At 36.0% G+C, this 23,807-nt stretch carries 19 protein-coding genes; 10 read left to right on the top strand and 9 right to left on the bottom strand.

Features of this window, described 5'->3' with window-relative positions; genetic code table 11:
• Positions 1 to 395 precede the first annotated feature (395 nt).
• From LUA90_RS15420 to LUA90_RS15410, 3 genes are all read right to left on the bottom strand, one after another.
• On the bottom strand, positions 396 to 1,670 hold the full coding sequence (locus tag LUA90_RS15420) for an adenylosuccinate synthase (RefSeq protein ID WP_231464998.1): 1,275 nt from the start codon (positions 1,668 to 1,670) through the stop codon (positions 396 to 398).
• Between the two features lie 39 nt (positions 1,671 to 1,709).
• Entirely contained in the window at positions 1,710 to 2,207 is a 498-nt protein-coding gene (locus LUA90_RS15415) for a Fur family transcriptional regulator (protein ID WP_231465000.1), read from the bottom strand.
• A 179-nt stretch (positions 2,208 to 2,386) separates the two neighbouring features.
• Positions 2,387 to 4,594 (bottom strand): bifunctional (p)ppGpp synthetase/guanosine-3',5'-bis(diphosphate) 3'-pyrophosphohydrolase, encoded by a 2,208-nt coding sequence (locus LUA90_RS15410; protein ID WP_231465002.1) that lies wholly within the window; start codon positions 4,592 to 4,594, stop codon positions 2,387 to 2,389.
• Positions 4,595 to 4,704: 110 nt separating this feature from the next.
• On the opposite strand from LUA90_RS15410, the gene LUA90_RS15405 reads away from it, so the two are divergent.
• From LUA90_RS15405 to LUA90_RS15390, 4 genes are all read left to right on the top strand, one after another.
• A complete protein-coding gene (locus tag LUA90_RS15405; RefSeq protein ID WP_231465004.1) occupies positions 4,705 to 5,319 on the top strand; it encodes a DUF4294 domain-containing protein in 615 nt (204 codons plus the stop codon).
• Positions 5,320 to 5,326: 7 nt separating this feature from the next.
• Positions 5,327 to 5,833, top strand: coding sequence for a glutathione peroxidase (locus LUA90_RS15400; RefSeq protein WP_231491530.1), 507 nt, complete (start codon positions 5,327 to 5,329; stop codon positions 5,831 to 5,833).
• Between the two features lie 2 nt (positions 5,834 to 5,835).
• Positions 5,836 to 6,552 carry a bacillithiol biosynthesis deacetylase BshB1 gene (gene bshB1 / locus LUA90_RS15395; RefSeq protein WP_231491528.1) on the top strand — a complete coding sequence of 239 codons (717 nt, stop codon included), beginning with the start codon at positions 5,836 to 5,838 and terminating at the stop codon, positions 6,550 to 6,552.
• 289 nt (positions 6,553 to 6,841) lie between these two features.
• Positions 6,842 to 8,203: an acyl-CoA dehydrogenase family protein gene (locus LUA90_RS15390; protein WP_231491526.1), complete on the top strand. Its 1,362-nt coding sequence runs from the start codon at positions 6,842 to 6,844 to the stop codon at positions 8,201 to 8,203.
• Between the two features lie 189 nt (positions 8,204 to 8,392).
• Here the strand turns inward: LUA90_RS15390 and LUA90_RS15385 are convergent, their stop codons facing one another.
• The gene (locus LUA90_RS15385) at positions 8,393 to 9,616 is read right to left on the bottom strand and encodes a glycosyltransferase (RefSeq protein WP_231491524.1); all 1,224 of its coding nucleotides are present in this window, start codon (positions 9,614 to 9,616) and stop codon (positions 8,393 to 8,395) included.
• A gap of 161 nt (positions 9,617 to 9,777) precedes the next feature.
• Between LUA90_RS15385 and LUA90_RS15380 the strand changes: the two genes are divergently transcribed.
• Entirely contained in the window at positions 9,778 to 10,359 is a 582-nt protein-coding gene (locus LUA90_RS15380) for a tRNA-(ms[2]io[6]A)-hydroxylase (RefSeq protein WP_231491522.1), read from the top strand.
• 40 nt (positions 10,360 to 10,399) lie between these two features.
• Here LUA90_RS15380 and LUA90_RS15375 read toward each other — a convergent pair whose 3' ends face one another.
• The 4 genes from LUA90_RS15375 to LUA90_RS15360 are packed head-to-tail and all read right to left on the bottom strand — an operon-like array spanning position 10,400 to position 13,351.
• Entirely contained in the window at positions 10,400 to 11,467 is a 1,068-nt protein-coding gene (locus LUA90_RS15375; protein WP_231491520.1) for a DUF3810 domain-containing protein, read from the bottom strand.
• A gap of 3 nt (positions 11,468 to 11,470) precedes the next feature.
• Positions 11,471 to 11,731, bottom strand: a complete 261-nt coding sequence (locus LUA90_RS15370; RefSeq protein ID WP_231491518.1) for a Txe/YoeB family addiction module toxin — start codon at positions 11,729 to 11,731, stop codon at positions 11,471 to 11,473.
• 51 nt (positions 11,732 to 11,782) lie between these two features.
• Complete coding sequence (locus LUA90_RS15365; RefSeq protein ID WP_231491516.1) at positions 11,783 to 11,983, bottom strand: DUF2683 family protein; 201 nt, start codon at positions 11,981 to 11,983, stop codon at positions 11,783 to 11,785.
• A 33-nt stretch (positions 11,984 to 12,016) separates the two neighbouring features.
• Positions 12,017 to 13,351, bottom strand: coding sequence for a dihydroorotase (locus tag LUA90_RS15360; protein WP_231491514.1), 1,335 nt, complete (start codon positions 13,349 to 13,351; stop codon positions 12,017 to 12,019).
• A 310-nt stretch (positions 13,352 to 13,661) separates the two neighbouring features.
• Here LUA90_RS15360 and LUA90_RS15355 point away from each other — a divergent pair, with 310 nt between their 5' ends.
• The 4 genes from LUA90_RS15355 (at position 13,662) to LUA90_RS15340 (ending at position 21,827) form a co-directional block, all read left to right on the top strand.
• Entirely contained in the window at positions 13,662 to 16,373 is a 2,712-nt protein-coding gene (locus LUA90_RS15355) for a valine--tRNA ligase (RefSeq protein WP_231491512.1), read from the top strand.
• A 974-nt stretch (positions 16,374 to 17,347) separates the two neighbouring features.
• On the top strand, positions 17,348 to 18,703 hold the full coding sequence (locus LUA90_RS15350) for a Gfo/Idh/MocA family protein (protein ID WP_231491510.1): 1,356 nt from the start codon (positions 17,348 to 17,350) through the stop codon (positions 18,701 to 18,703).
• A gap of 85 nt (positions 18,704 to 18,788) precedes the next feature.
• Positions 18,789 to 20,156 carry a DUF1080 domain-containing protein gene (locus LUA90_RS15345; protein WP_231491509.1) on the top strand — a complete coding sequence of 456 codons (1,368 nt, stop codon included), beginning with the start codon at positions 18,789 to 18,791 and terminating at the stop codon, positions 20,154 to 20,156.
• A gap of 348 nt (positions 20,157 to 20,504) precedes the next feature.
• Positions 20,505 to 21,827 carry a Gfo/Idh/MocA family protein gene (locus tag LUA90_RS15340; protein ID WP_231465027.1) on the top strand — a complete coding sequence of 441 codons (1,323 nt, stop codon included), beginning with the start codon at positions 20,505 to 20,507 and terminating at the stop codon, positions 21,825 to 21,827.
• Positions 21,828 to 22,034: 207 nt separating this feature from the next.
• Here LUA90_RS15340 and LUA90_RS15335 read toward each other — a convergent pair whose 3' ends face one another.
• On the bottom strand, positions 22,035 to 22,493 hold the full coding sequence (locus LUA90_RS15335; RefSeq protein ID WP_231465029.1) for a type I restriction enzyme HsdR N-terminal domain-containing protein: 459 nt from the start codon (positions 22,491 to 22,493) through the stop codon (positions 22,035 to 22,037).
• A gap of 162 nt (positions 22,494 to 22,655) precedes the next feature.
• On the opposite strand from LUA90_RS15335, the gene holA reads away from it, so the two are divergent.
• Positions 22,656 to 23,678, top strand: a complete 1,023-nt coding sequence (holA, locus tag LUA90_RS15330) for a DNA polymerase III subunit delta (RefSeq protein ID WP_231465031.1) — start codon at positions 22,656 to 22,658, stop codon at positions 23,676 to 23,678.
• Positions 23,679 to 23,807: the final 129 nt, after the last annotated feature.

Raw genomic sequence — 23,807 nt, 5'->3', positions numbered from 1 at the left:
TCGCTCGAAATGACGATTTAGGTAAGTTGGTGTTAATTATGTTCCAAATTGGTTTGCCTAATGCAATGCCTTTTGTTTAAAATTTGATATGTTTTGTTCGGTTTTCAAGCAGCGGCAAAGGTAACTAACCCGACATAAGTGGAAAGCTTACGGAAGCAGAATCTTTAATTTTTGCAGAACCTAAAACCGTAACTTGAAACATGGGCGGGACTGAACGTAAATAGATTTACTTGCATTGCTTTTCAAAAAAAAAGCAACCCAAATTTGGATTGCTTTAAAATGTTTTTTGATTAAATCTTCATTTAGACTGAAGTGAATAAATCTTTAAATTAATTATAAAGATTTCTCGGCTTCGCCCGAAATGACGAGCCTTTCAGACTGTTGGACAATGGAAATTATAACTCTAATGTTTGTGCTCTATCCGGACCAACTGATAAAAATTTGATTGGCACTTCTAGTTCTTTTTCTAAGAATGCGATGTAATCGTTCAATTTAGCTGGAATTTCATCAACAGAAGTAATTTTAGTAACATCGGTTGCCCAGCCATCAATAGCTTTTAGCACTGGTTTTGGCTCGATAGAAATAATGTCGTAAGGCATATAATCAATTGTTTCGCCATTATATTCGTAATGTGTACAAGCATAAATGGTATCAAAAGTATCCAACACATCAGCTTTCATCATAATTAATTCGGTTACACCGTTTAACATGATGGCATATTTTAACGCAGGTAAGTCAATCCATCCGCAACGACGGGCACGGCCTGTTGTTGCGCCAAACTCATGACCCAAAGCACGTAAGTTTTCTCCAATTTCGTTGTCTAATTCGGTTGGGAACGGGCCGCCGCCTACGCGTGTGCAGTAGGCTTTAAAAATGCCATAAACAGCACCAACTTTGTTTGGGGCAATGCCTAAACCGGTACAAGCACCTGCAGTTGTTGTGTTACTTGATGTTACGAAAGGGTATGAACCAAAATCAACATCTAATAAAGTGCCTTGTGCGCCTTCAGCCAAAACGGCTTTACCTTCTTTTAAATAACCATTTACGAAATGCTCGCTATCTACATGTGGTATAGATTTTAAAAATTCTATAGCCTCAAAAAACGCTGCTTCTTTTTCTGCTAATTCATATTCGAATTCGTAATGAGAAAGAATTTCGGTGTGTTTTTCTACCAGTTTTTTATAACGTTCTTTAAAATCAGGAAGTGTGGTATCGCCTACGCGTAAACCGTTACGACCTGTTTTATCCATATAAGTAGGGCCAATTCCTTTTAAAGTAGAGCCGATTTTGTTTTTACCCATGCGAGCCTCATTTGCCGCATCTAACAACTGGTGTGTAGGTAAAATTAAATGAGCTTTACGGGCGATAACTAGTTTGCCATCGGCAACTGGATCATGACCAGCTTTTTTCAGGTTATCTAGCTCTCTTTTTAAAATAATTGGATCGATAACCACTCCGTTACCGATAAGATTCATGGTATCATCGTTAAAAATACCTGAAGGAATAGTATTTAAAACAAATTTTTTACCGTCGAACTCCAAAGTATGTCCGGCATTTGGGCCGCCCTGAAAACGGGCAATAAGATCATATTTCGGACTAAGAACGTCAACGATTTTTCCCTTTCCTTCATCACCCCATTGCAGGCCGAGAAGTACATCTACTTGCGTCATTATTAAAAAATTAAGCTGGTTTTATTTTTTTTGATTGATTTAATTTGCTTCAATTTTAGCAGCTGTAGCAGCGTGCTGATTTACTTTATTAGCCATGCTACAATCTGAGCAAAAGCCATAAAGGTTTAATGAGTGGTGTTTAACATCGAATTTTAAAAGATCGCCAACCATGGTTTGAATCTGGTGAATACGCGGATCGCAAAACTCGACCACTTTACCACACTCAATGCAAATAACATGATCGTGCTGGCGATAGCCATAAGATTTTTCAAATTGTGCCATGTTTTTGCCAAACTGATGTTTGGTAACCAAATCACATGAAACTAACAATTCTAAAGTATTGTAAACCGTTGCACGGCTAACACGATACTTTTGATTTTTCATGTGAATGTACAGGGTTTCAACATCAAAATGGTCATTTCGCGAGTAGATTTCTTCTAATATTGCGAAACGTTCAGGTGTTTTTCGTAGATTTTTGTTCTCTAAATAAGCTTCAAAAATTTTACGAACCAGCTCATTTGTTTTTTGTTCTGACATAGTTTTTAAACTCCGTTCAAAGGTAATTAAATTGTTGGATTGTTGTACCTTTTGATTGTTGAAATGTTGTAATAAGTCTGGCGTTTGAAGACAGAAGTCTGAAGATATTAATCTTTGGATTTACAAGTTTTAAGACAATAATTAAAACTTGTGCCCTTTAACTACTGGCTCCCGGCTAACTAAGCATCAAACCTGGTAACACCTGTTACGCCGCGTACTTCCATTAAATTTTTTATTAACTGCTCCAAATGTTCAGTATCATTCACGAAAATCATTATCGAGCCATCAAAAATTCCCTCATTTGTATCAACAGTAATCGAACGCATATTAACTTTAAAATCGTTTGAGATTACCTTTGTAATGTTATTAATTAAGCCAACATCATCAATACCCATAATGCGTAAACCAGTTAAGAAAGTTAATTCTTTTTGCTTATTCCACTTGGCTTTAACAATTCTGTAGCCATAATTAGACATTAACTGGGCAGCATTAGGGCAGTTTGTACGGTGTATTTTGATGCCCTCACTAACCGTAATAAAACCAAAAACATCATCGCCAGGAATCGGGTTACAACATGCAGCAAGCGTGTAATCTATCTTTTGCATGTCTTCACCAATAAGCAAAATGTCTGATTCTGTTCCTTTCATTTTGCCTTTTATGGCATCAACACTTAAATTTTCAGGTCGCTCAGGTCCACGGGTTTCAATTTCTTTTTCACTTACCAGATATTCTTTAATATCCTTCAGTTCGATTTTTCCTAACGCAACCTGTATAAATAGTTCTTGCGTTGAAGAAAGTTTAAAGAAATAACTGATTTTGTTTAAATTATCAGTGTTGTATGTAATTTTTAATGACTTTAACTTACGCTCTAAAATTTCTTTTCCGGTTTCGGCAATCTTTCTTTTTTCTTCTTTTAATGATGATTTTATTTTCGATTTGGCTTTCGCTGTAACCACAACGTTTAGCCAGTCTTCTTTTGGAGCCTGTTTGCTCGATGTAATGATTTCGACCTGATCGCCGTTTTGAAGTTTGTAAGAAATTGGAACCAGCTTATGGTTTACTTTTGCACCAATACAGGTCGCTCCAACATCAGTATGGATTTCGAAGGCAAAATCGAGTGCGGTTGCACCTAGTGGCAATTGAATCAAAGCTCCTTTTGGTGTAAAAATGAATATCTCATCAGAGAATAAATTCATTTTAAAATCATCAAGAAAATCTAAAGCATTTGCTTCAGGGTTATTTAGCATTTCACGAACTTTTTGAATCCATTGGTCTAAGCCATTATCATTGCTCGATTCTTTATATTTCCAATGTGCTGCAAAACCTTTTTCAGCAATTTCGTTCATTCGTTGTGTACGTATCTGTACCTCAACCCATTGCCCGCGTGGACCCATTACCGTAGTGTGTAAAGATTCATATCCATTTCCTTTCGGAGAAGATACCCAATCACGCAAACGATCGGGGTTTGGGCGGTATAAATCTGTAACAATAGAATATGCTTTCCAGCAATCTGCTTTTTCGTTTTCATAAGGGCTATCCAAAATAATCCTGATGGCAAAAAGATCATAAACCTCCTCAAAAGGAATATTTTTCTTCTTCATTTTATTCCAAATAGAATGAATGGATTTTGGGCGACCATAAACATTTGCAAGCAAACCCTGTTCAGAAACGATTTCATCAATTGGTTCTACAAACTTTTTGATAAATAAATTGCGTTCTGCTTTTTTCTCGTTTAATTTTTTTGCGATGAATTTGTAAGTTTCAGGCTCCAGATATTTCATTGATAAATCTTCGAGTTCTGATTTTATGGCATATAAACCTAAACGATGCGCTAATGGAGCATACAAATAAATGGTTTCTGATGCGATTTTTAGCTGCTTATGGCGAGGCATAAAATCCATCGTACGCATATTATGAAGCCTATCGGCTAGCTTGATTAAAATTACCCTAACATCATCGGCAAGGGTTAATAACATTTTACGGAAATTCTCTGCCTGTAAAGAACTATTTGTATCAAATACGCCAGATATTTTGGTTAATCCATCAATAATTTTTGCTGTTTTTTTGCCAAATTCGCGTTCAATATCCTCAAGCGTAATATCGGTATCTTCAACAACATCGTGCAATAAAGCGCAGACTATAGATGTTGTACCTAATCCAATTTCTTCTGCAGCAATTTGAGCAACCGCAATTGGATGATAAATATATGGTTCACCAGATTTTCTTCGCATATCTTTATGGCTTTCTAAGGCCATATCAAATGCTTTTCTGATTTCTTTTTTATCTCCTTTTTGTAATGTGGATTTGCTTGCACGGAGCAATGCCCGGTATCTTTTTAATATTTCTTTCTTCTCGGCCTCTAAATCAATCACTAACTCTGTTTTCATTTGTATTTTTTGCGTAAAATATTGCGTCTTATTATTCAATAAAACCTATATTAGTTTTATAAAACTCCTAATATATGAAATAACCCCTAACTTTGTTAAGGTATAAATTTATGAAATTTAAAGGGCTAATCATTCTATTTTTTGTCATGATTTTCAGTGCAAGTTTGAAAGCACAAGAAAATACAGAGCCCGTTTTCCCTAAATTGGGTAAGCTAGATACCATTCGTGTAGCCTCTACAAATGATAATGGCGTAATGATTCCATGGATGCAGCTTTATGATGTTACCATTACAGCTCCTCATATTTTTAAATCGCCGGCAGAACAAGCTGCTTATAACCGTTTGCGCTACAACGTTTTAAAGGTAATGCCTTACGCCTTGTTTGCAAAACGCAGATACGAGCAGTTGGAGCGGGATTTAGTTACAACAACAGAGAAAAAGCGCCAAAAAGATTTAGTTAAGCAGTGTGATAAGGAAATTAAGGATATGTTTAATCGTGAGATAAAAGATTTAACGATTACGCAAGGAAAAATTTTAACAAAACTTATTGATAGAGAAGTGGGCCGTACAACATACGATATTGTGAAGCAAACAAAAGGTGGTTTCGCAGCGTTTTCTTACCAGGTTATTGCCCGCGTTGTTGGCCATAATTTAAAAAGCGAGTACAACATAAACGAAGATAGAGACATTGAATCTATCATTAGGGCTTCAGGGTTCTATCAATAATTAAAGAATGAAAGAAAATACTCCTAATATCTATTCATTTAAAGTGAAGAAGATAACAGGCGAGGAGCAACCGCTCTCAGCTTTCCGAAACAAAGTTTTGCTAATTGTAAATACAGCCTCAGAGTGTGGTTTTACACCCCAACTTGGAGAATTGCAAAAACTAAAAGATGAAATAGGAAATCAGGATTTTGAAATTTTAGGTTTTCCTACTAATGATTTTGGCAAGCAGGAGCCTTTAACCGGTAGTGAAATTAGTAGCTTTTGCGAAATAAACCACGGTGTAAAATTCCCTGTGTTCGATAAAATTATGGTACGTGGAGCACATGCCCATCCGTTGTATCAGTTTTTGAGTGATAAAAAGCAAAATGCCAAACTTTCATCTACACCGAGGTGGAATTTTCATAAATATCTTATCAATAAAAAAGGCGAAGTAGAAGATTATTTTTTCCCCTTTACAAAACCCTTAAGTTCAAAAATCAAGAAAAAAATTCAGCGCCTGCTGGATGCAAAATAATAATGAAGTTAGATATTTTAGTTATAGCTGTTCATCCTGATGATGCAGAACTTTGCTGTTCGGGAACGATTTTAAAGCACATTGCCCTAGGTAAAAAAGTTGGAATTGTAGATTTAACCAGAGGCGAACTAGGTACAAGAGGTACAGCCGAAACTCGTGATGAAGAAGCTGCAGATTCTGCAAAAATATTAGGTTTACATGTACGCGAAAATTTAAGGCTGCGTGATGGCTTTTTTCAAAATGATGAATATCATCGTTTAGAGGTTATTAAGGCGATAAGAAAATATCAACCAGAAATTATTTTAAGTAATGCATTAGAAGACCGCCATCCCGACCATGGCAGAGCCGGCGATTTGGTATATGATTCTGTATTTTTATCTGGTTTACCAAAAATCGAAACAGAACTTGAGGGACAAAAACAAGCCGCTCATCGGCCAAGATTACTACTGCAATACATCCAAGACAGATATTTGAAACCAGATATCATTGTTGATATTTCGGAGCACATGGATAAAAAAATCGAGTCTATAAAAGCTTTTAAAACTCAATTTTATAATCCGGATGTTGATGGTTTGCAAACCTATATTTCTTCACCAGAATTTTTTGAAACGGTTATTGGCCGCTCAAGAGAATTCGGTAAAAGTATTGGTGCTACTTTTGGCGAAGGATTTACTTCCAGAAAACTTTTAGGGGTTGATAATTTGTTCGATTTAAGGTAATCTTTTAACCTTTTTACCACATTTATCGCAAACAAAAACTGCCAATATTAGCGGTCCGTGTTTACTGTGTCCTATTTTTAATAATTTATCGGTAGATCTTTTGTAGTTATGTTTGCAGAATAATTTTTTGAGCATTAAGGATGTATTTTGGAGCGTAAAATTCAATTAGGGCATAAAAATATGCTTATATCTTAATTTTCAAAAAAATATTCAAATCCTCCGGAAAGCGCACTTAAGCGCACTTTGCAACAAAATCGACTCATGTTTGTTATTCTCAAAACGAATAATTATGGCTAATATATTCTCATCCATAAAAAACGCTTACAATCTTTTTAAACATGTAGATTTTGCGAAGTTAGATGCACTTTCGAAAAAGGTAAACTTACCGCAAATGGTTGAAACGATTTCAAGCCTTGATGATAAGCAAATTGCCGGCATGATGAAAATGATGGGCGGCTCTGGAAAAAAGAAAGAATTGCCTTCAATTGATGGCGATTTTTATCAGTTAGGTGATGAAGCTTTGAAAGAAGAAGATCGCGAATTGCAATTAAAAGTTCGGGCTTTTTTGAAAAAGGAAGTTAAGCCAATCGTAAATCATTATTGGAACAGAGCAGAATTTCCTTTTGAAATTATCCCTAAACTAGCCGAACTTAATATTTGTGGTTTAACCTATAAAGGATATGGTTGCCCAGGAAAATCAAACTTAATGGAAGGCATTCTGGCAATGGAAATGGCCAGAATCGATACATCAATTTCTACATTTTTTGGCGTGCAAAGTGGCTTGGCAATGGGTTCTATATATTTATGCGGGTCTGAAGAACAAAAGCAACAATGGTTACCCTTAATGCAAAAATTTAAAATAATTGGCGCCTTTGGGTTAACCGAACCTGAAGTTGGTTCTGCGGCGGCAGGTGGCTTGACTACAACTTGTAAACAAATTAACGGAAAATGGATTTTAAATGGACAGAAAAAATGGATTGGTAATGCAACCTTTGCCGATATTTTAATTATTTGGGCCCGCGATGAGGATAGTAATGAAGTAAAAGGCTTTATTGTTAAAAAAGATAATCCAGGTTTTGCAGTAGAAAAGATGCAAGATAAAATGGCCTTGAGGATTGTTCAGAACGGAATTATAACCTTAACAAATTGTGAGATAGAGGAAAGTGACAGACTTCAAAACGCAAATTCGTTTAAGGATACGGCAAAAGTTTTGCAAATGACAAGGGCAGGAGTTGCTTGGCAAGCGGTAGGTTGCGCTCGCGGCGCTTACGAAAACGCCCTGGATTACACCAGAACCCGAAAACAGTTCGGAAAACCAATAGCATCTTTTCAGTTAATTCAAAATCATTTGGTAGAAATGCTCTCGAATTTAACCGCTATGCAAACGCTGTGCTTTCGATTGTCGCAGTTGCAAGACCAGGGGTTGTTAAAAGATGAACATGCATCATTGGCGAAGGTTTTTTGCTCATTGCGCACACGAGATGTGGTGAGTAAAGCCCGCGAGGTAATGGGCGGAAACGGGATTTTACTGGAATATAACGTGGCTCGATTCGTGGCCGATGCTGAAGCCATTTATTCTTATGAAGGCACAAAGGAAATCAATACTTTAATCGTTGGGCGGGCAATTACGGGCTTTTCTGCATTTGTTTAAAGCTTAAAGTTTTTACATTTTTCGAAAAGCAGTGTTCATCACTTTTCGGTTAATTCAGCCCTGCTGTACACTGTAGTCCCGATGAAAAATCGGGAGCTGCCGTTTCCATCAGGTTTAAAAACATAATTTAGTTGCATTTAGGAAGAAAAATCAATTAAACTAGTCTAAAGAAAGCTCTGTAATTTGTATTTAGCTTTTATTTTTCTCTTCAATCCATAAAGACATGTATTTTGTAGATTGATTTGTATGGTGATTTAAGATTTGACCAATAAAGTTGTTTTGGCGGTGTTTTGCCAAGTCAAAATTTTCTATAATCATCATAAAATTATTTGCTATTTCTTCTATAGCATATCGTTCATTAATAATTTCTACACCATTTTGTTGAGCGCTAAACCATTTGCCTTTATCTTGATATAATTCAACCGTCTTCTCAATTAAAATATCTAAATCGTCATCAATAACACCACTCCAATTTAACGAGCCTTTCATGGCTTCGGCGCCAATCGTTGTTGTTACAGATGGCGTTCCAACTTGCATCGCATCAATAAATTTTCCTTTTACTCCAGCTCCAAACTGTATTGGTGCCAGTAAAATTTTATGTTTAGCAATGGTTTGCTGAGCATTTTCTGCTCTGCCTTTTATTAAAAATTTCTCGCTTTTATTGTTTAGTTGTAAAACCTTCTGCGATGCGTAAGAACCGTAAATATTCATAGTTGCATCAGGTAATTCTTTCCTTAAACCAGGCCAAACTTTGGTTTTTAAAACCTGAACGGTATTCCAATTAGGCTCATGTAAAAAATTTCCAATAAAAATAAAGTCAGCCCTATCTTCAAATGGAATCCAATTATGAATGGTTTCTGGTGTGATTTTTTTTTCGATGAATGGTAAGTAATATAGCAGAGAACCGTCAATTTTGAATTGTTCCTGAAGAATGTTCATTTCAATTTCTGAAATTATCAGCGATAAATCACAACGTAAAATTGAAGCGATTTCTCTTTTAGCAACCTCATTATGTAAATTTAAGGCACCGTTTTTTTTATTGCTGATTTGTCTGGCGCTTCTTAAAAAATGTAAATCTTCGGTATCTAAAATTCTTAATGCATTTGGGCATTCTTGTTGTACTCGCCATCCGTATTGTTCCTCTACCATAAAACGATCGAATAGTAGAACATCTGGCATTAATTCTTTCAAAAATGAGTTGAAACTTTCATTGTTTAACTTTATTTCCTGCTCAACAACATTTTTTCCACTAAAATCATAACTGAAATCACTTTTTGAAGCGGCTGAAGCAAAGGTAATTTCATAACCACTATTCAAAAATAAATCTACCAATTGAATCATTCTCGTGCCAGCGGCTGATGAAGTTGGCTCTGGCCAAACAAATCCAATAATGAGTAGTTTTTTTGCAGTCATAATCTAATATTTCTGCAAAATAAGGTCTTTTTTTTAGCTCCCGCTGATAATTTTGATTTTCGCAGATTGAAATCCAAACTCTGCGGCCATCTTCTAAATCTGAGGGAGATGCCAAACGTATGTTAAATATTCTTAATTTTGCCATTCGAATTAAAAATCACATGTTAGGATTAAAATTATTAACAGACCCACGTTGGGCAAATATAGCTGAATCAAATTTAGAAGAAATCCTATCAGACCATGCCTGGTGCGAACAAAAGGCAGCGTCTAACGCCATTACCTTAATTACTCAAAATTCGGAACATCAGGATTTAGTTGATGAATTAACGGCCATTGCTATTGAAGAAATGCAACATTTTCAGATGGTAATTGAAATTATAAAACAACGCGGCTACACTTTAACTCGCGAGCGCAAAGATGATTACGTAGGTCGTTTGGTAAAATTCAGTAAAAAAGATGGTAGCAGAAACCAGGCCTTTATTGATAGATTATTGTTTGCTGCAATGATTGAAGCCAGAAGTTGCGAACGTTTTCGTGTACTTTCACAAAACATTAAAGACGAAGAATTAGCCAAATTTTATCATGAGCTAATGATTTCGGAAGCAACGCATTACACCACCTTCTTAAATTTTGCCAGAAAATATAGCACAGATGTTGATGTTGATAAACGCTGGAAAGAATGGTTAGATTTTGAAGGAGAATTAATTCAAAGTTTCGGAACCAGAGAGGCGATACATGGGTAATAGTTATAGGTTAAAAGTTGTAAGTTATAAGTTTGGCTGTCTAAACTTTCAACTCATTCTTATGGATATTCCAAAGCCAAATTACAATATCCTGATAGCTGTTTATACCTTTTTTCTGATTGTTTAATTTTAAAAAACTATCAAAGGCAGTATCCATGTAGCCAAACATTTCACCGTTATATTTACGCCAGAATTCTTTTTCAGTTTTAAAATCTGCTAAAACACCGGTTGATAATTTATCGTAAAGTATTTTGTAATCTTCCGGAGATTTTATTCTTATTTCGAACAAAATATACCTCAGCATTTCATAATTAGCTGAGTATTGATAGTTCAAATCCGGACTGTTACTCGCCGTTAAGTACCCTAAAAGATTGGCTTCATCTTCATAAGCAATACCTAATTGATGAGCAATTTCGTGGCATGAAACGTACGGTTTCACAAAATCCGGAAGATTTGTATTTATATTAGCTTCTCCGGTTAAGGGTGCATAATAACCTTCTATGCCAGCTTTGCTTACAATCCACGGGTTTAAAACAGCCTTTAAACAAGGGTTTGAATACCTAAATAATGAATTCTTCTTTTCCATTATTTGATAAGCAATTGCAGAGCTATTCTCTAATTGTTTAATAGAGTAATTTGATATTTTCTTTTGTTTCAATTTTAAATCATTGGCTTTTAAAACAAAGTAATTACCCAACATTATCAGTTCTTTTACCGTATATTTTTCATCTCCAATGCCCAACTCCTCGATAATACTTGGGCGACTGTAATTTAAACCCCAGGCAATTTTAAAAACGATGTATAGGATTAAGAAGAAATTTAAAACTTCTAATGGTATAGTAATTCTGTGTACTTTTTTTAATGATTTACGTTTTTTGTAAAATCTGAAAATCTTGTAAAGTACAAAACCGATTAATAGCGCATAAACAATATCGCCAATAGTAAATGGAAATATTGAGGAAATGAATCTTAAAATTGATGAAATGTACGGATAAATACCAGATGAGTAATATTTAAGGATAAGGTTGGGGAAGAAGCCGAAAAGGAAGATAGTAATTGAAAAGCCTATTAAGATAAAAGTTTTAAGGAGCAGGGAACGATTTATCATTAATTATTTGTAGTGACCTTTTAGCGAATAAATATGTAAGATATTATCTACAATATCATAAATTATTCTGTGTTCTTCATTGATTCTTCTAGACCATAAACCTGCTAAACCGTATTTCAATTGTTCTGGTTTGCCTATACCATTGAAGGGATTCTCTCGAATGGCAAGAATTAATTGTTCAATTTTTTTTTGAATTGATTTGTTGCCCGATTTTCTCCAAAACTCATAATCGACAATTGCCTGTTCGTGTAATTCTACTTGCATACCAATATTCATTTTAATTGGGATGCAGTAAATTAAGGGGTTATTAAAAAATTATTTCCACATAGCTTTTGCGTCAATTATTTTACCAGGTTTACCAGATTTCCTTGAATTTACACCCTTAATAACTTTTTCTACAAATTCCGGATTGTACGGGCGGTCTTCGCTTTCAAAATCAATCTTTAAAACTTTCATTACCGCTTTTAATGCAGTAGCTTGTTCTTCGTTTTTTGGATGTGCGATTAATGTTTCCATTTCTGTAATACTTAATAACCAAATATAACAATTCTAACGTTCAAAAGTTAAACGTTTGCCAATTTGGTCTGTAGTAAATTTACCCTTCTGGTAGGCTAAATTACCCGATACAAAAGTGTGCGTTACACTTGCCTGGAAGGTATCGCCATCAAAAGGGCTCCAGCCACATTTATAGAAATTATTAAGTTTAGTTACTTTCCATGAATCCTTTAAATCTACCAGAACCAAATCGGCCCAATAACCTTCACGAATAAATCCACGCTTTTCAATATTAAAGCAAATGGCCAGGTTGTGTGCTGTTTTTTCTGCAATTTTTTCTAAGGAAATTTTTCCTTGCAAATGCATTTCCAGTAATGCAGGTAAAGCATGTTGAACTAATGGTCCGCCGGATGGCGCTTGTGCATAAGCCTGGTTTTTTTCTTCTAGAGTATGAGGCGCATGGTCGGTTGCGATAACATCAATATTATCATTTAAAACGCCAGCTAAAATTCCATTTTGGTCGGCCTCTGTTTTTACTGCAGGATTCCATTTGATAAAATTCCCTTTTGCAACATAATCTTTATCATTAAACCAAAGGTGATGAACACAAGCTTCGGCAGTAATTTTTTTATCTTTTAGTGGAATTGTATTATCAAAAAGGGCAATTTCTTTTGCTGTAGAAATATGCAGAATATGTAATCGGGTTTGGTGTTGTTTAGCTAATTCTACAGCTAAAGATGATGATTTATAACAAGCCTCTGCACTTCTAATTAGAGGATGCATATCAATTGTTAAATCATCACCATACTTAGCTTTAAATTCGGCAAGGTTATGGCGAATAGTTGCTTCATCTTCGCAATGGGTAGCTACCAAAATTGGTGCTTTGCTGAAAATATTTTCTAAAGTTTTTTCATTGTCAACCAGCATATTTCCGGTTGATGAACCCATGAAAACTTTAATTCCGCAAACATTTTTTGGGTCGGTTTTTAAAACTTCTTCAATATTATCATTGCTTGCACCCATATAAAATGAGTAATTAGCTAATGAGGTTTCTGCGGCAATTGCATATTTATCTGCAAGTAAATCTTGCGTTAATGTATTAGGAACGGTGTTTGGCATCTCCATAAACGAAGTGATTCCACCGGCAACGGCTGCCATACTTTCCGTAAAAATATCAGCTTTATGGGTTAAACCTGGTTCACGAAAATGAACTTGGTCATCAATCATTCCTGGTAAAAGAAATTGTCCTTCGGCGTTAATTTCCTGCACATTTGGTGCAGAAAGATTTTGACCGATTTTTGCTATAAATCCGTCTTTAATTAATACATCGGCAACTATTTTTTGCCCTTCATTTACAATCGTGGCGGCTTTTATCAGGTAAGAATTCATGGTTTCAAAGGTAATGAATTAGTATTTAGTTAGTATCAAGTATTTAGTATTAGGTATCAAGATTTGGGCGGTGGAAAGGTGTTGCTTGAGTTTTGAGTACTGGTTTTAGTTAACTAAACCTGATTGCAGTGGAAATACTTTTTGTTGCAGGTATTTTAAAGGCTTAAACTTCCAATCGCAAAAAGATTTGAATGAAAGCAGGACTAACGTTAAAATGGAATACTGGACTTGCTTTTCAAATGATTTGCACTTTAAATTTTGCCCTTAAAAACGTATTTTTGCAGCTCAAATTGATATTGAATAATTTTTCATGAGCATTTCCACCAAGTACAATCCTGCAGAAACAGAAGATAAATGGTATAGCTATTGGCTATCGAAAAAATTTTTTCACTCAGAACCTGATGAGCGTGAGCCTTACACTATTGTAATTCCACCGCCAAATGTTACCGGAGTGCTGCACATGGGGCACATGCTGAACAATACCATTCAGGATGTTTTGATTCGAAAAGCTCGTATGCAGGGAAAAAATGCTTGCTGGGTTCCTGGTACTGACCATGCCTCGATTGCTACTGAAGCGAAAGTTGTAGCGATGTTGAAGGAGCAAGGCATCAATAAAAAAGACCTTTCTCGTGAAGAATTTTTGAAATATGCCTGGGAATGGAAGGAAAAATACGGCGGTATTATTTTAGAGCAATTGAAGAAATTGGGTGCGAGTTGCGATTGGGACCGTACGCGTTTTACAATGGAGGAAGATTTATCGGAAGCGGTAATCGATTCGTTTATCCATTTATATAAAAAAGGCTGGATTTATCGTGGTATACGTATGGTAAACTGGGACCCGGCTGGTAAAACAGCTGTTTCTGATGAGGAAGTTATCCGTAAAGAAGTAAATCAGAAATTGTATTACATCAGGTATGAGGTAAAAGGCGAAAGGCATATTGCGAAGGATGGTCAACCCTCAGCCTTAAACCCAGAACCTTCTACCTTTCTAACTGTTGCAACTACTCGTCCGGAGACAATTATGGCTGATGCTGCAATTTGTATAAATCCGAATGATGAACGTTTTACGCACTTGAAAGGTAAAAAGGTTTTTGTGCCGCTTGTTAACCATGAAATTCCGGTTATTGAGGATGAATACGTTGATATTGAGTTTGGTACAGGATGTTTAAAAGTTACGCCCGCACATGATTTGAACGATTATGAATTAGGCGTTAAACATAATTTGCCAGTTACAGATATTTTAAATGATGATGGAACCTTAAATGAGTTGGCTGTTATTTTAGTGGGTGAAGATAGATTTGTTGCCCGTAAAAAGATTGCTAAATTGTTGGATGAGGCTGGTCATTTAGAAAAAGTTGAAGACTATAAATCGCAGGTTGGTTTCTCAGAACGTACTGATGCAGCTATTGAACCAAAACTTTCTATGCAATGGTTTGTGAAGATGAAAGAACTGGCGCAACCGGCTTTGGCTGATGTTTTGAATGGTGATGTAAACCTGATTCCGAATAAATTTGAAAATACTTACCGCCATTGGATGGAAAATGTTCGCGATTGGAACATTTCTCGCCAGCTTTGGTGGGGACAACAAATTCCGGCTTGGTACGATGATAAAGGAAATTGGGTTGTCGCAAAAACTAAAGATGAGGCTTTAGAAGAATTCTGGAAGAAAAAACACTTGGATGAAAACTCTTCGGAAACTGAAAAGGCTGGCTTTAAGCATCAATTAGAGCCTTTTATTAAGCAAGATGAAGATGTTATGGATACCTGGTTTTCATCGTGGTTGTGGCCAATTTCGGTTTTCGATGGATTTAAAGACCCAAATAATAAGGATATAAATTATTACTATCCAACAAATGATTTGGTTACCGCACCAGAAATTATGTTTTTCTGGGTGGCACGTATGATTATGGCCGGGCATGAGTTTATGGGTAAAAAACCATTTACAAATGTTTATTTAACCGGTATTGTTCGCGATAAATTAGGTCGTAAAATGTCTAAATCGTTAGGTAATTCTCCTGACCCGATTGGATTAATTGAGAAATATGGTGCAGATGCTGTTCGCGTTGGTATGTTGATGTCATCTCCGGCAGGAAATGATTTAATGTTCGATGAAAGTTACTGCGAACAAGGGCGTAATTTTGCTTCGAAAATTTGGAATGCTTTCCGTTTGGTTAAAGGTTGGGAAGTTGATGAAAAATTAGAAAACCCAAACAAACAAGCGATTTCTTGGTTCGAGAGCCGTTTTAACGAAGCTTTGGTAGAAATTGAAGCCAACTTTAAGCAATATCGTTTATCTGAGGCATTAATGACTACTTATAAATTGGTTTGGGATGATTTCTGTGCCTGGTATTTAGAAATGGTTAAGCCGGCATATCAGCAACCAATTGATGCAGAAAGTTATAAAGCTACGATTGGCTTTTTTGAGCAAATTATAAAATTATTACACCCGAATATGCCTTTCTTAACGGAAGAATTATGGCATGATGATTTATTTGCAGAACGCGGTGAAATGGATTGCTGTATCGTAGCAGAATACCCTAAAGGTGGTGCGATTGATGATAAATTGCTAAAAGATGCTGAAGTTATTAAAACTGTTGTGGCAGAAATTAGAAATGTACGTAACCAGAAACAAATTTCGCCAAAAGAGGCGTTGCCATTAAGTTTGAAAGTAAACTCTGATATTGACTACAAAAAATGGTTAAACGTTGTTTACAAACTCGCTAATGTTTCTGAAGCTGAAATTGTAACTGATAAAGTTGCAGGTGCGGCAACATTTATGGCCGGTAAGGATGAATTTTTTATTCCACTAACCCAAAATATTGATGTTGATGCAGAACGCATTCGATTGAATGCTGATTTGGTTTATCTGCAAGGTTTCTTAAAATCTGTTGATGCTAAACTCAGCAATGAACGTTTTGTTCAAAATGCAAAGCCGGAAATTATTGAGAATGAACGCAATAAAAAAGCTGATGCTGAAGCAAAAATTCAAATTATTGAAGAAAGCTTAGCAATGCTAGGATAGATTTAATGGATTATTTTTTAACCTCACCCTATTAATGTTTGTGGTTAGGCAAATTGCTCCGCTCACTCTCCTTGAAGAGAGGGATTTGAGTTCCGGTTTTCAGATTCTGGTTTAAACCGCAAGCCTTTATTTCCCTCTCTTCAAGGAGAGGGGTGCACTAAAGTTTCAATAATTTCTACCTATCAAAGGGTGAGGTTTTTAAAGCCTTCTTAATAACCTCACCCTATTAATGTTTGTGGTTAGGCAAATTGCTACATTCCCTCTCCTTTAAGAGAGGGATTTTGTTCCGTTTTTCGAACCTGGGTTTAAACCACAAGCCTTTGTTTCCCTCTCTTCAAGGAGAGAGATGTACTAAAGTTTCAATAATTCTACCTTTCAGAGGGTGAGGTTTTTACAGCCCTCTCAATAACCTCACCCTATCAACGCTTGTGGTAAGGCAAATTGCTCCGCTCACTCTCCTTGAAGAGAGGGATTTGAGTTAGAGGGATTTGAGTTCCGTTTTTCGAACCTGGGTTTAAACCATAAGCCTTTATTTCCCTCTCTTCAAGGAGAGGGATGCACAAACGTTTCGATATTTCTTGCTTTCAAAGGGTGAGGTTCTTTAAAGCCTTCTTAATAACCTCACCCTACTAATGTTTTTGGTCAGGCAAATTGCTGCGCTCCCTCTCCTTGAAGAGCCGGATTTTTGGTTCGTTTTTATAAATCAGGGTTTCAACCACAAGCCTTCGTTTCCCTCTCTTCAAGGAGAGGGATTCACTAAAGTTTCAATAATTTCCACCTTTCAAAGGGTGAGGTTCTTTTAAGCCTCACAAGTGTAGGTTTTCTAGTCTTTCCCATGTGTCACCGTTTCTAAAATGTTACCAAAACCTATTAAATCTATCAACTAAAAATCATATTTTGGTAAAATTGAACGATGCTAAAACGTTTAATGTTATGAGCACTTTCTAATCAGATTCTAAACCTAAAATCCTCAAATGGAAAACTCCAGAAGAAAATTTATAAAGCAATCGGCTGTATTTGCTGCGGCGACTTACGCCGGTACAATGGGCATGAGCGCAAAAAGCTATGGTCGAATTATTGGTGCAAACGACCGTGTTCGAGTAGGCGTAGTCGGTTTTTCCGACCGTTTTAAAGATACACTGTTACCTTGTTTTTTGAATCACAACAAAGAATTAAACTTTGATATTGTTGGGCTTTCAGATTTATGGAATTACCGTAGAGATTTAGGTATCGCACATTTAAAAGAAAAACTCGGACATGATATAAAGGCTTGCAGAAATAACGACGAGCTTTATGCAACCAAAGATTTAGATGCAGTAATTATTAGCACAGCCGATTTTCAGCATGCTTTACATACCATCGAAGCCGTTAAAGCCAATTGCGATGCTTACGTAGAAAAACCTTTTGCCGAAACAATGGACGATGCAAAAGCCGCACTCAAAGCTGTTAAAGCTACAGATAGAATTGTTCAGATTGGTTCTCAGCGTAGAAGTGGAGAAAACTATGCAAACGCTGCTAAATTTATTCAGGAGGGAAAGTTTGGACCGATTACCGCCGTGGATTTAGTTTGGAATGTGAATCAACCTGGCCGTTGGCGCAGGCCGGAATTGGTGGCCAAATTAAAGGAAGAAGATATAGATTGGAAAAGGTTTTTGTTAAATCGTCCGAATGAAGCATTCGACCCTCGGAAATATTTAGAATATAGATTGTTTTGGCCATATTCTTCTGGTATGCCTGGTCAATGGATGTCGCACCAAATTGATACCGTACATTGGTTTACCAATTTAAAACACCCAAGAAGTGTGGTTGCAAACGGCGGAATTTACACCTGGAAAGATGGACGTAGAAACTGGGATTCGATGGTAGCCGTTTTTGATTACGGTCAGCCAAATTCAGAAGATGGATTTCAGGTTACCTTCACATCGAGAATGCAAAATAGCGTTGGCGATACTGGCGAAGTTTACTATTCTAACGGTGGTGAATTAAATTTAATCACCAATAAAATATCTCCAAAAGGTGGTTTAAGAGAAGGAGAAGCTGCCGCGATGGGTATGAAAGCCAATCTCTTGCCAGAATTAGATTTAAGTAAATCGGAAATAAAAGCTGCAACTGGCGCAAATATGGGTGGCGACGCACTAACTTCCGGTCACATGAGAAATTGGATGGAATGCGTTCGTAGTCGTAAAACACCAAATGCACCTGTAGAAGCTGGTTATTCACATTCAATTGCAAACATCATGACTAATGCAGCGGTTCGTACAGGCGCAAAAGCAGTTTTTGATGAAGGCAAGCAAGAAGTAATTGCTAACGGAAAAGTTTTTAAATATTAATATATAAAACATCGTCATTGCGGGTCACGAAGCAATCTCTTTAATGGATTGCTTCGTGCCTCTCAATGACGAAAACACTAGAAAAATGTTCAACATAAAAAAATATAGCATTTTAACCCTTTCATTAATTAGTTTATCAGCCTTTGCGCAAAAATCAAAGCCGCTTTTTGATGGTAAAACTTTAAATGGTTGGAAAGCCGTTGCGGGTGCAGCGCCTTATAAAGTAGAAGAAGGTGCAATTGTTGGCACCATGACAAAAGGAACGCCAAATTCTTTTCTGATTACCGAACAAGAATACGGCGATTTTATTCTCGAGCTTGATGTTAAGCTTGAAGGAGAAACTACAAATTCGGGCATCCAAACCCGTAGCCATATAAAGCCAGAAGGAAACAACGGAAAAGGTTTGGTTTATGGTAGGCAAATGGAAATAGACCCTGCGCCAAGAGCATGGACGGGCGGTATTTACGATGAAGCACGTAGGCTATGGCTTTATCCTTTAGAGTTAAATCCGGATGCAAAACCACTTTACAAAAGGAATGACTTTAATCATTACCGCATAGAAAACATTGGTAACGAACTTAAAACCTGGGTTAATGGAAAACCTGTAGCTTACGTAATCGATACTTTGGATAAATCTGGCTTTATAGGTTTGCAGGTACATGGAATTGGAAATGAATTGAGCAACGATGGCAAAAAGGTTTATTTCAAAAACATCAATATTCAAACCGAAAATTTAAAGCCAAAAGCATTCCCAAAAGGGATTTACACCGTTAATTTAACGCCAAATGCTTTATCACAATACGAAAAATCTGAAGGCTATAAATTGCTTTTTGATGGTAAAACGAGCAACGGTTGGGTTGCCGCACACAAAACTACATTTCCGGCAAAGGGCTGGAAAATTGCTGATGGCGTAATTAGTGTCGAGCCATCTGGTGGTGCAGAATCTACAAACGGTGGCGATATTGTAACAAAAGAAGAATTTTCTGCATTTGATATGTCTTTCGAATTTAAGCTTACGCCCGGCGCAAATAGCGGGGTTAAATATTTTGTAACCTTAAATGAGAAAAGCGCAGGTTCGGCAATTGGTCTGGAATATCAGGTTTTAGATGATGTTTTGCATCCGGATGCTAAACTTGGCAGAGATGGTAATCGTACTTTGGCCTCACTTTACGATTTAATTACCGCTAAAAAAGAGCCACGTTATCTTCGCCCGATAGGCAGTTGGAATAATGCTCGATTAGTGGTTTATCCTAACAATAAAGTAGAGCATTATTTAAATGGGGTTAAAGTTTTAGAATATGTTCGTGGTTCAGAAGAATTTAAAAAATTGGTTGCCATAAGTAAGTATAAAGATTGGGAAAACTTTGGACAGGCCGCTAAAGGACATATTTTACTTCAAGATCATGGTAACAAAGTAGATTTTAGAACCATCAAAATTAAAACCTTAAAGTAGCATAACTTTGGCGAATTGGTAATCTGAGTTTATCGAGTGTTTTAAAACCCGATTCGATAAATAGGTCTGTTTTTAGTATTTTTTTTTGAAAATGAATGTCAGCCGCTTCATGGCAGACTACAGTCCCGCTATTCGCTGCAATTTTTTAAATAACTTCTGTCATTTTGATGAACGAAGAATCTACAACTATCAAAGAGATTCTTCGTTCCTCAGAATGAAGGTATATTAAAGGTTAGCGCTTATTTAAAAAGATTTTCGCTGCTATCGGGTTTACAATTAACGCTTTTTTTGCTAAAGCCCTGCTCAACATTACGTCATTGCGAGGCACTAAGCAATCTCTGAGAATATATGATAGATTGCTTCGTGCCTCGCAATGACGGACGATTAAAAAATCAAGAATTACAAATCGTTGCGCTCCAAAAACTTATATTTACAATTAGCTATCAACTAAAAACAGATTATTTTTCTATTATGCACCGCCGTTCGTTTATTAAAAAATCAGCTTTGTTCAGTTCAGGTTTACTTGTGGCCGATGCTGCAGTTGCAAAGCTCAGTTTAAACCGCGAAAAAATAATCAATATTGCAATGATTGGCTGCGGTGATAGGGGCAAGGGTGTTTTGTCTGTAATTAAATCGATGCCAGCAAAGTTTAATATCGTTGCTTATTGCGATGTTTTAGATTTTAGGTTAGATGAAACCAAGAAATACGTACCAGCATCGGCTAAAGCCATTAAAAACTATAAGCAGATTTTAGACGATAAAAATATAGATGCAGTATTTATCGCAACGCCTTTAAGTGAGCATTTTCACATCGCCAAAGATGCAGTTTTGGCCGGTAAACATATTTATGTAGAAAAAACCATGACTTACAACATCGCACAGGCCTTGGAGTTGCGGAGTTTGGTTTTAAAACATCCAAAACAAGTTTATCAGGTGGGCTACCAGTATCGTTATTCGCCACTATATTTTAAGGTAAAAGATATGATAAGAAGTGGTTATTTGGGCGAAGTTTCTCAGGTAGATTGCCGTTGGGATAGAAATGGAAACTGGCGTAGAAAAGTTAACGACCCGAAACTAGAAAGGCAGATTAACTGGCGTATGTACAAAGAATATTCTGGTGGCTTAGCAGCCGAGTTACTTTCCCATCAAATAGATTTTATCAATTGGGCTTTTGAAACACAGCCTGATGTAATTACCGGAACAGGCGGAATTGACGTTTTTAAAGATGGTAGAGAAACTTACGATAATATTCAAACCATGCTTAGGTATGAAAAGGCAGGTATGATTGGCAATTTCGGTGCTACTTGTGGTAATGCTCATGATGGTTATCTCTTCAAAATTAAAGGCACCAAAGGTTCTGTATCATTGCTTACCGATACCGGGATTTTTTATCCGGAACAACAAACTAAAAAAGAATTAGGTATTGTTGATGGCGTTACCGGAGCAACAAAAATCGTGGTAAATAAAGATGGTGGAATCCCGATTTTGGATACACCAACTAAAGACGGAACAACTTATGCGCTTGATGAGTTTTATGAATCAGTTATTTCTGGCAAACTACCAGCATCAAATGTGAAAACCGGTACTCAGGCAGCTATATGTGTAGCCATGTGTAATGAGGCTATTTATTCTGGCAATAAACAAGTTTGGAAGCCAGAGTATAATTTGTAAGGCTTTGTCATCCTGAGGTACGAAGGATCTGCCTCCTAGGAAACGGATCCTTCGTGCCTCAGGATGACAGTAAAGGTTTTAACATCTTCTACTATAATCTTCAGTTTGCCAAATGAATTTACTTTAAAGAGTTTGTAAACTTCAATCGATTATAAGTTTTAAAGATTTCCCGGCTAAGCTCGAAATGACGGTTTAAAATTTCTTCTATTATAAATCCAGATAATCAGGCATTTCTGGTGTAAAAACAAAGCTTGCTTTAATTAAATCCATCTTGGCAAATACGTGTTGCAAGCCGTTTGTAAGTACAATCCATTTAGCTTGATGTATGGAATTATACCTCGATGCTTGCTCAAATACAGCTTCAGTAATTTTCACTTTCGGTGCTTTGCATTCAATAAGCATTAACTTTTCTCCGGCAGTGTTATAAATCAAAATATCACTACGCTTTTGCAGTTGGTTTAACATCAGGCCGCCTTCAATTTGAATTAATGTTTTCGGGAATTTCTTGTTAAGAATTAAATCCTGAATAAAATGTTGCCTAACCCATTCTTCAGGCGTTAAAACCAAATGCTTTTTTCTTAACTCATCAAAAATAAAAACCACACCATCTTTTTGGGTAATTTTAAATGGATATGGCGGAAGGTTAAGCGGGGTAGGATTAAACATTTAGTTTAGATAATCAAACAATTAAACAATTTGGCAATCATCAATCAAACAATTAAACAATCATCAATCAAACTATTGAACAATTAAGCAACAAGAGCCAAAGTTAATATTGTTTATAAACATTTATCTAAATCGTAAAAGCTAAATTGTAATTTTACAGCAATGACTGCTTCCGAAATTATTAAAGATATAAAAGCCAGAAAATTTAAACCTGTGTATTTGTTGCATGGAGAAGAAGCTTTTTACATCGACCAAATAACAGATTACATCGAAGATAAATTATTGAGCGAGGCCGAAAAAGGTTTCAATCAAACTGTATTATACGGAAAAGATACAGATATGGCAACCGTTTTAGGTGCTGCAAAACGTTATCCAATGATGTCTGATTACCAGGTTGTAATTGTTAAAGAGGCACAAGATTTAAAGTGGGGAAAGGAAGATGCTGGCAGTAAAGAAGGCGAATTCGTTTTAAATTATTTTGAAAAACCTTTACCAAGTACCATTTTAGTTTTAGCTTATAAATATGCCAATTTTGATAAAAGAAAAAAGGTTTATAAAGCCATAAATAAAAGCGGTTTAATTTTTCAATCAGATTTAGTTAGAGATTATAAACTGGTTCCATGGATTGAAGATTTTATTAAAGAAAAAGGTTATAAAATAGATCAACAGGCATCGGCCTTGATGGCAGAATATTTAGGAACTGATTTATCAAAAATTGCCAACGAGATTGAAAAATTAATGCTAAATGTGCCAAAAGGGGTAACCATCAATGCCGATTTGGTGCAAAAAAACATCGGTATTAGTAAAGAATATAATGTTTTTGAATTACAAAAAGCATTGGCTATCCGCGATATTTTAAAGTGTAATAAAATCATAAATTATTTTGCAAGTAACCCAAAAGCAAATCCAATCGTAATGGTGATGGCTAATCTGGGTGGCTATTTCACAAAACTTTTAAAATATCATTACGTACCAAATAAAGCTGATGCAGCCTCTGCTTTGGGTGTTTCACCTTATTTTATTAAAGATTACGAGATGGCAGCACGTAATTATAATACCGGAAAAGTTTTTCAGATTATTGGTTTGCTTAGAGAATATGATTTGAAAAGTAAAGGTTTAGATAGTTCGGGAAATGTTAACGATGGTGAACTTTTAAAAGAACTGGTTTTTAAAATTGTACATTAAGTTATATAATTACCAAAAAACAATTACCAAATTGCAATAACCAAAAAACAATTACCAAAGTGCAATTGCCAAAAAACAATTACCAAATTGCAATAACCAAAAAATCAAATAATTATTTCCAAAAACCAA

The organism is Pedobacter sp. Leaf170, from assembly GCF_920984665.1.
Taxonomy (GTDB): domain Bacteria; phylum Bacteroidota; class Bacteroidia; order Sphingobacteriales; family Sphingobacteriaceae; genus Pedobacter.
The sequence above is the reverse complement of the archived record's forward strand: the minus strand, read 5'-3'. Positions and strand labels throughout refer to the sequence as shown.

Coding starts and splice junctions, on each gene's coding strand:
- LUA90_RS15420 (WP_231464998.1), bottom strand. CDS start 1,670: ATGACGCAAGTAGATGTACTTCTCGGCCTGCAATGGGGTGATGAAGGA.
- LUA90_RS15415 (WP_231465000.1), bottom strand. CDS start 2,207: ATGTCAGAACAAAAAACAAATGAGCTGGTTCGTAAAATTTTTGAAGCT.
- LUA90_RS15410 (WP_231465002.1), bottom strand. CDS start 4,594: ATGAAAACAGAGTTAGTGATTGATTTAGAGGCCGAGAAGAAAGAAATA.
- LUA90_RS15405 (WP_231465004.1), top strand. CDS start 4,705: ATGAAATTTAAAGGGCTAATCATTCTATTTTTTGTCATGATTTTCAGT.
- LUA90_RS15400 (WP_231491530.1), top strand. CDS start 5,327: ATGAAAGAAAATACTCCTAATATCTATTCATTTAAAGTGAAGAAGATA.
- bshB1 (WP_231491528.1), top strand. CDS start 5,836: ATGAAGTTAGATATTTTAGTTATAGCTGTTCATCCTGATGATGCAGAA.
- LUA90_RS15390 (WP_231491526.1), top strand. CDS start 6,842: ATGGCTAATATATTCTCATCCATAAAAAACGCTTACAATCTTTTTAAA.
- LUA90_RS15385 (WP_231491524.1), bottom strand. CDS start 9,616: ATGACTGCAAAAAAACTACTCATTATTGGATTTGTTTGGCCAGAGCCA.
- LUA90_RS15380 (WP_231491522.1), top strand. CDS start 9,778: ATGTTAGGATTAAAATTATTAACAGACCCACGTTGGGCAAATATAGCT.
- LUA90_RS15375 (WP_231491520.1), bottom strand. CDS start 11,467: ATGATAAATCGTTCCCTGCTCCTTAAAACTTTTATCTTAATAGGCTTT.
- LUA90_RS15370 (WP_231491518.1), bottom strand. CDS start 11,731: ATGCAAGTAGAATTACACGAACAGGCAATTGTCGATTATGAGTTTTGG.
- LUA90_RS15365 (WP_231491516.1), bottom strand. CDS start 11,983: ATGGAAACATTAATCGCACATCCAAAAAACGAAGAACAAGCTACTGCA.
- LUA90_RS15360 (WP_231491514.1), bottom strand. CDS start 13,351: ATGAATTCTTACCTGATAAAAGCCGCCACGATTGTAAATGAAGGGCAA.
- LUA90_RS15355 (WP_231491512.1), top strand. CDS start 13,662: ATGAGCATTTCCACCAAGTACAATCCTGCAGAAACAGAAGATAAATGG.
- LUA90_RS15350 (WP_231491510.1), top strand. CDS start 17,348: ATGGAAAACTCCAGAAGAAAATTTATAAAGCAATCGGCTGTATTTGCT.
- LUA90_RS15345 (WP_231491509.1), top strand. CDS start 18,789: ATGTTCAACATAAAAAAATATAGCATTTTAACCCTTTCATTAATTAGT.
- LUA90_RS15340 (WP_231465027.1), top strand. CDS start 20,505: ATGATAGATTGCTTCGTGCCTCGCAATGACGGACGATTAAAAAATCAA.
- LUA90_RS15335 (WP_231465029.1), bottom strand. CDS start 22,493: ATGTTTAATCCTACCCCGCTTAACCTTCCGCCATATCCATTTAAAATT.
- holA (WP_231465031.1), top strand. CDS start 22,656: ATGACTGCTTCCGAAATTATTAAAGATATAAAAGCCAGAAAATTTAAA.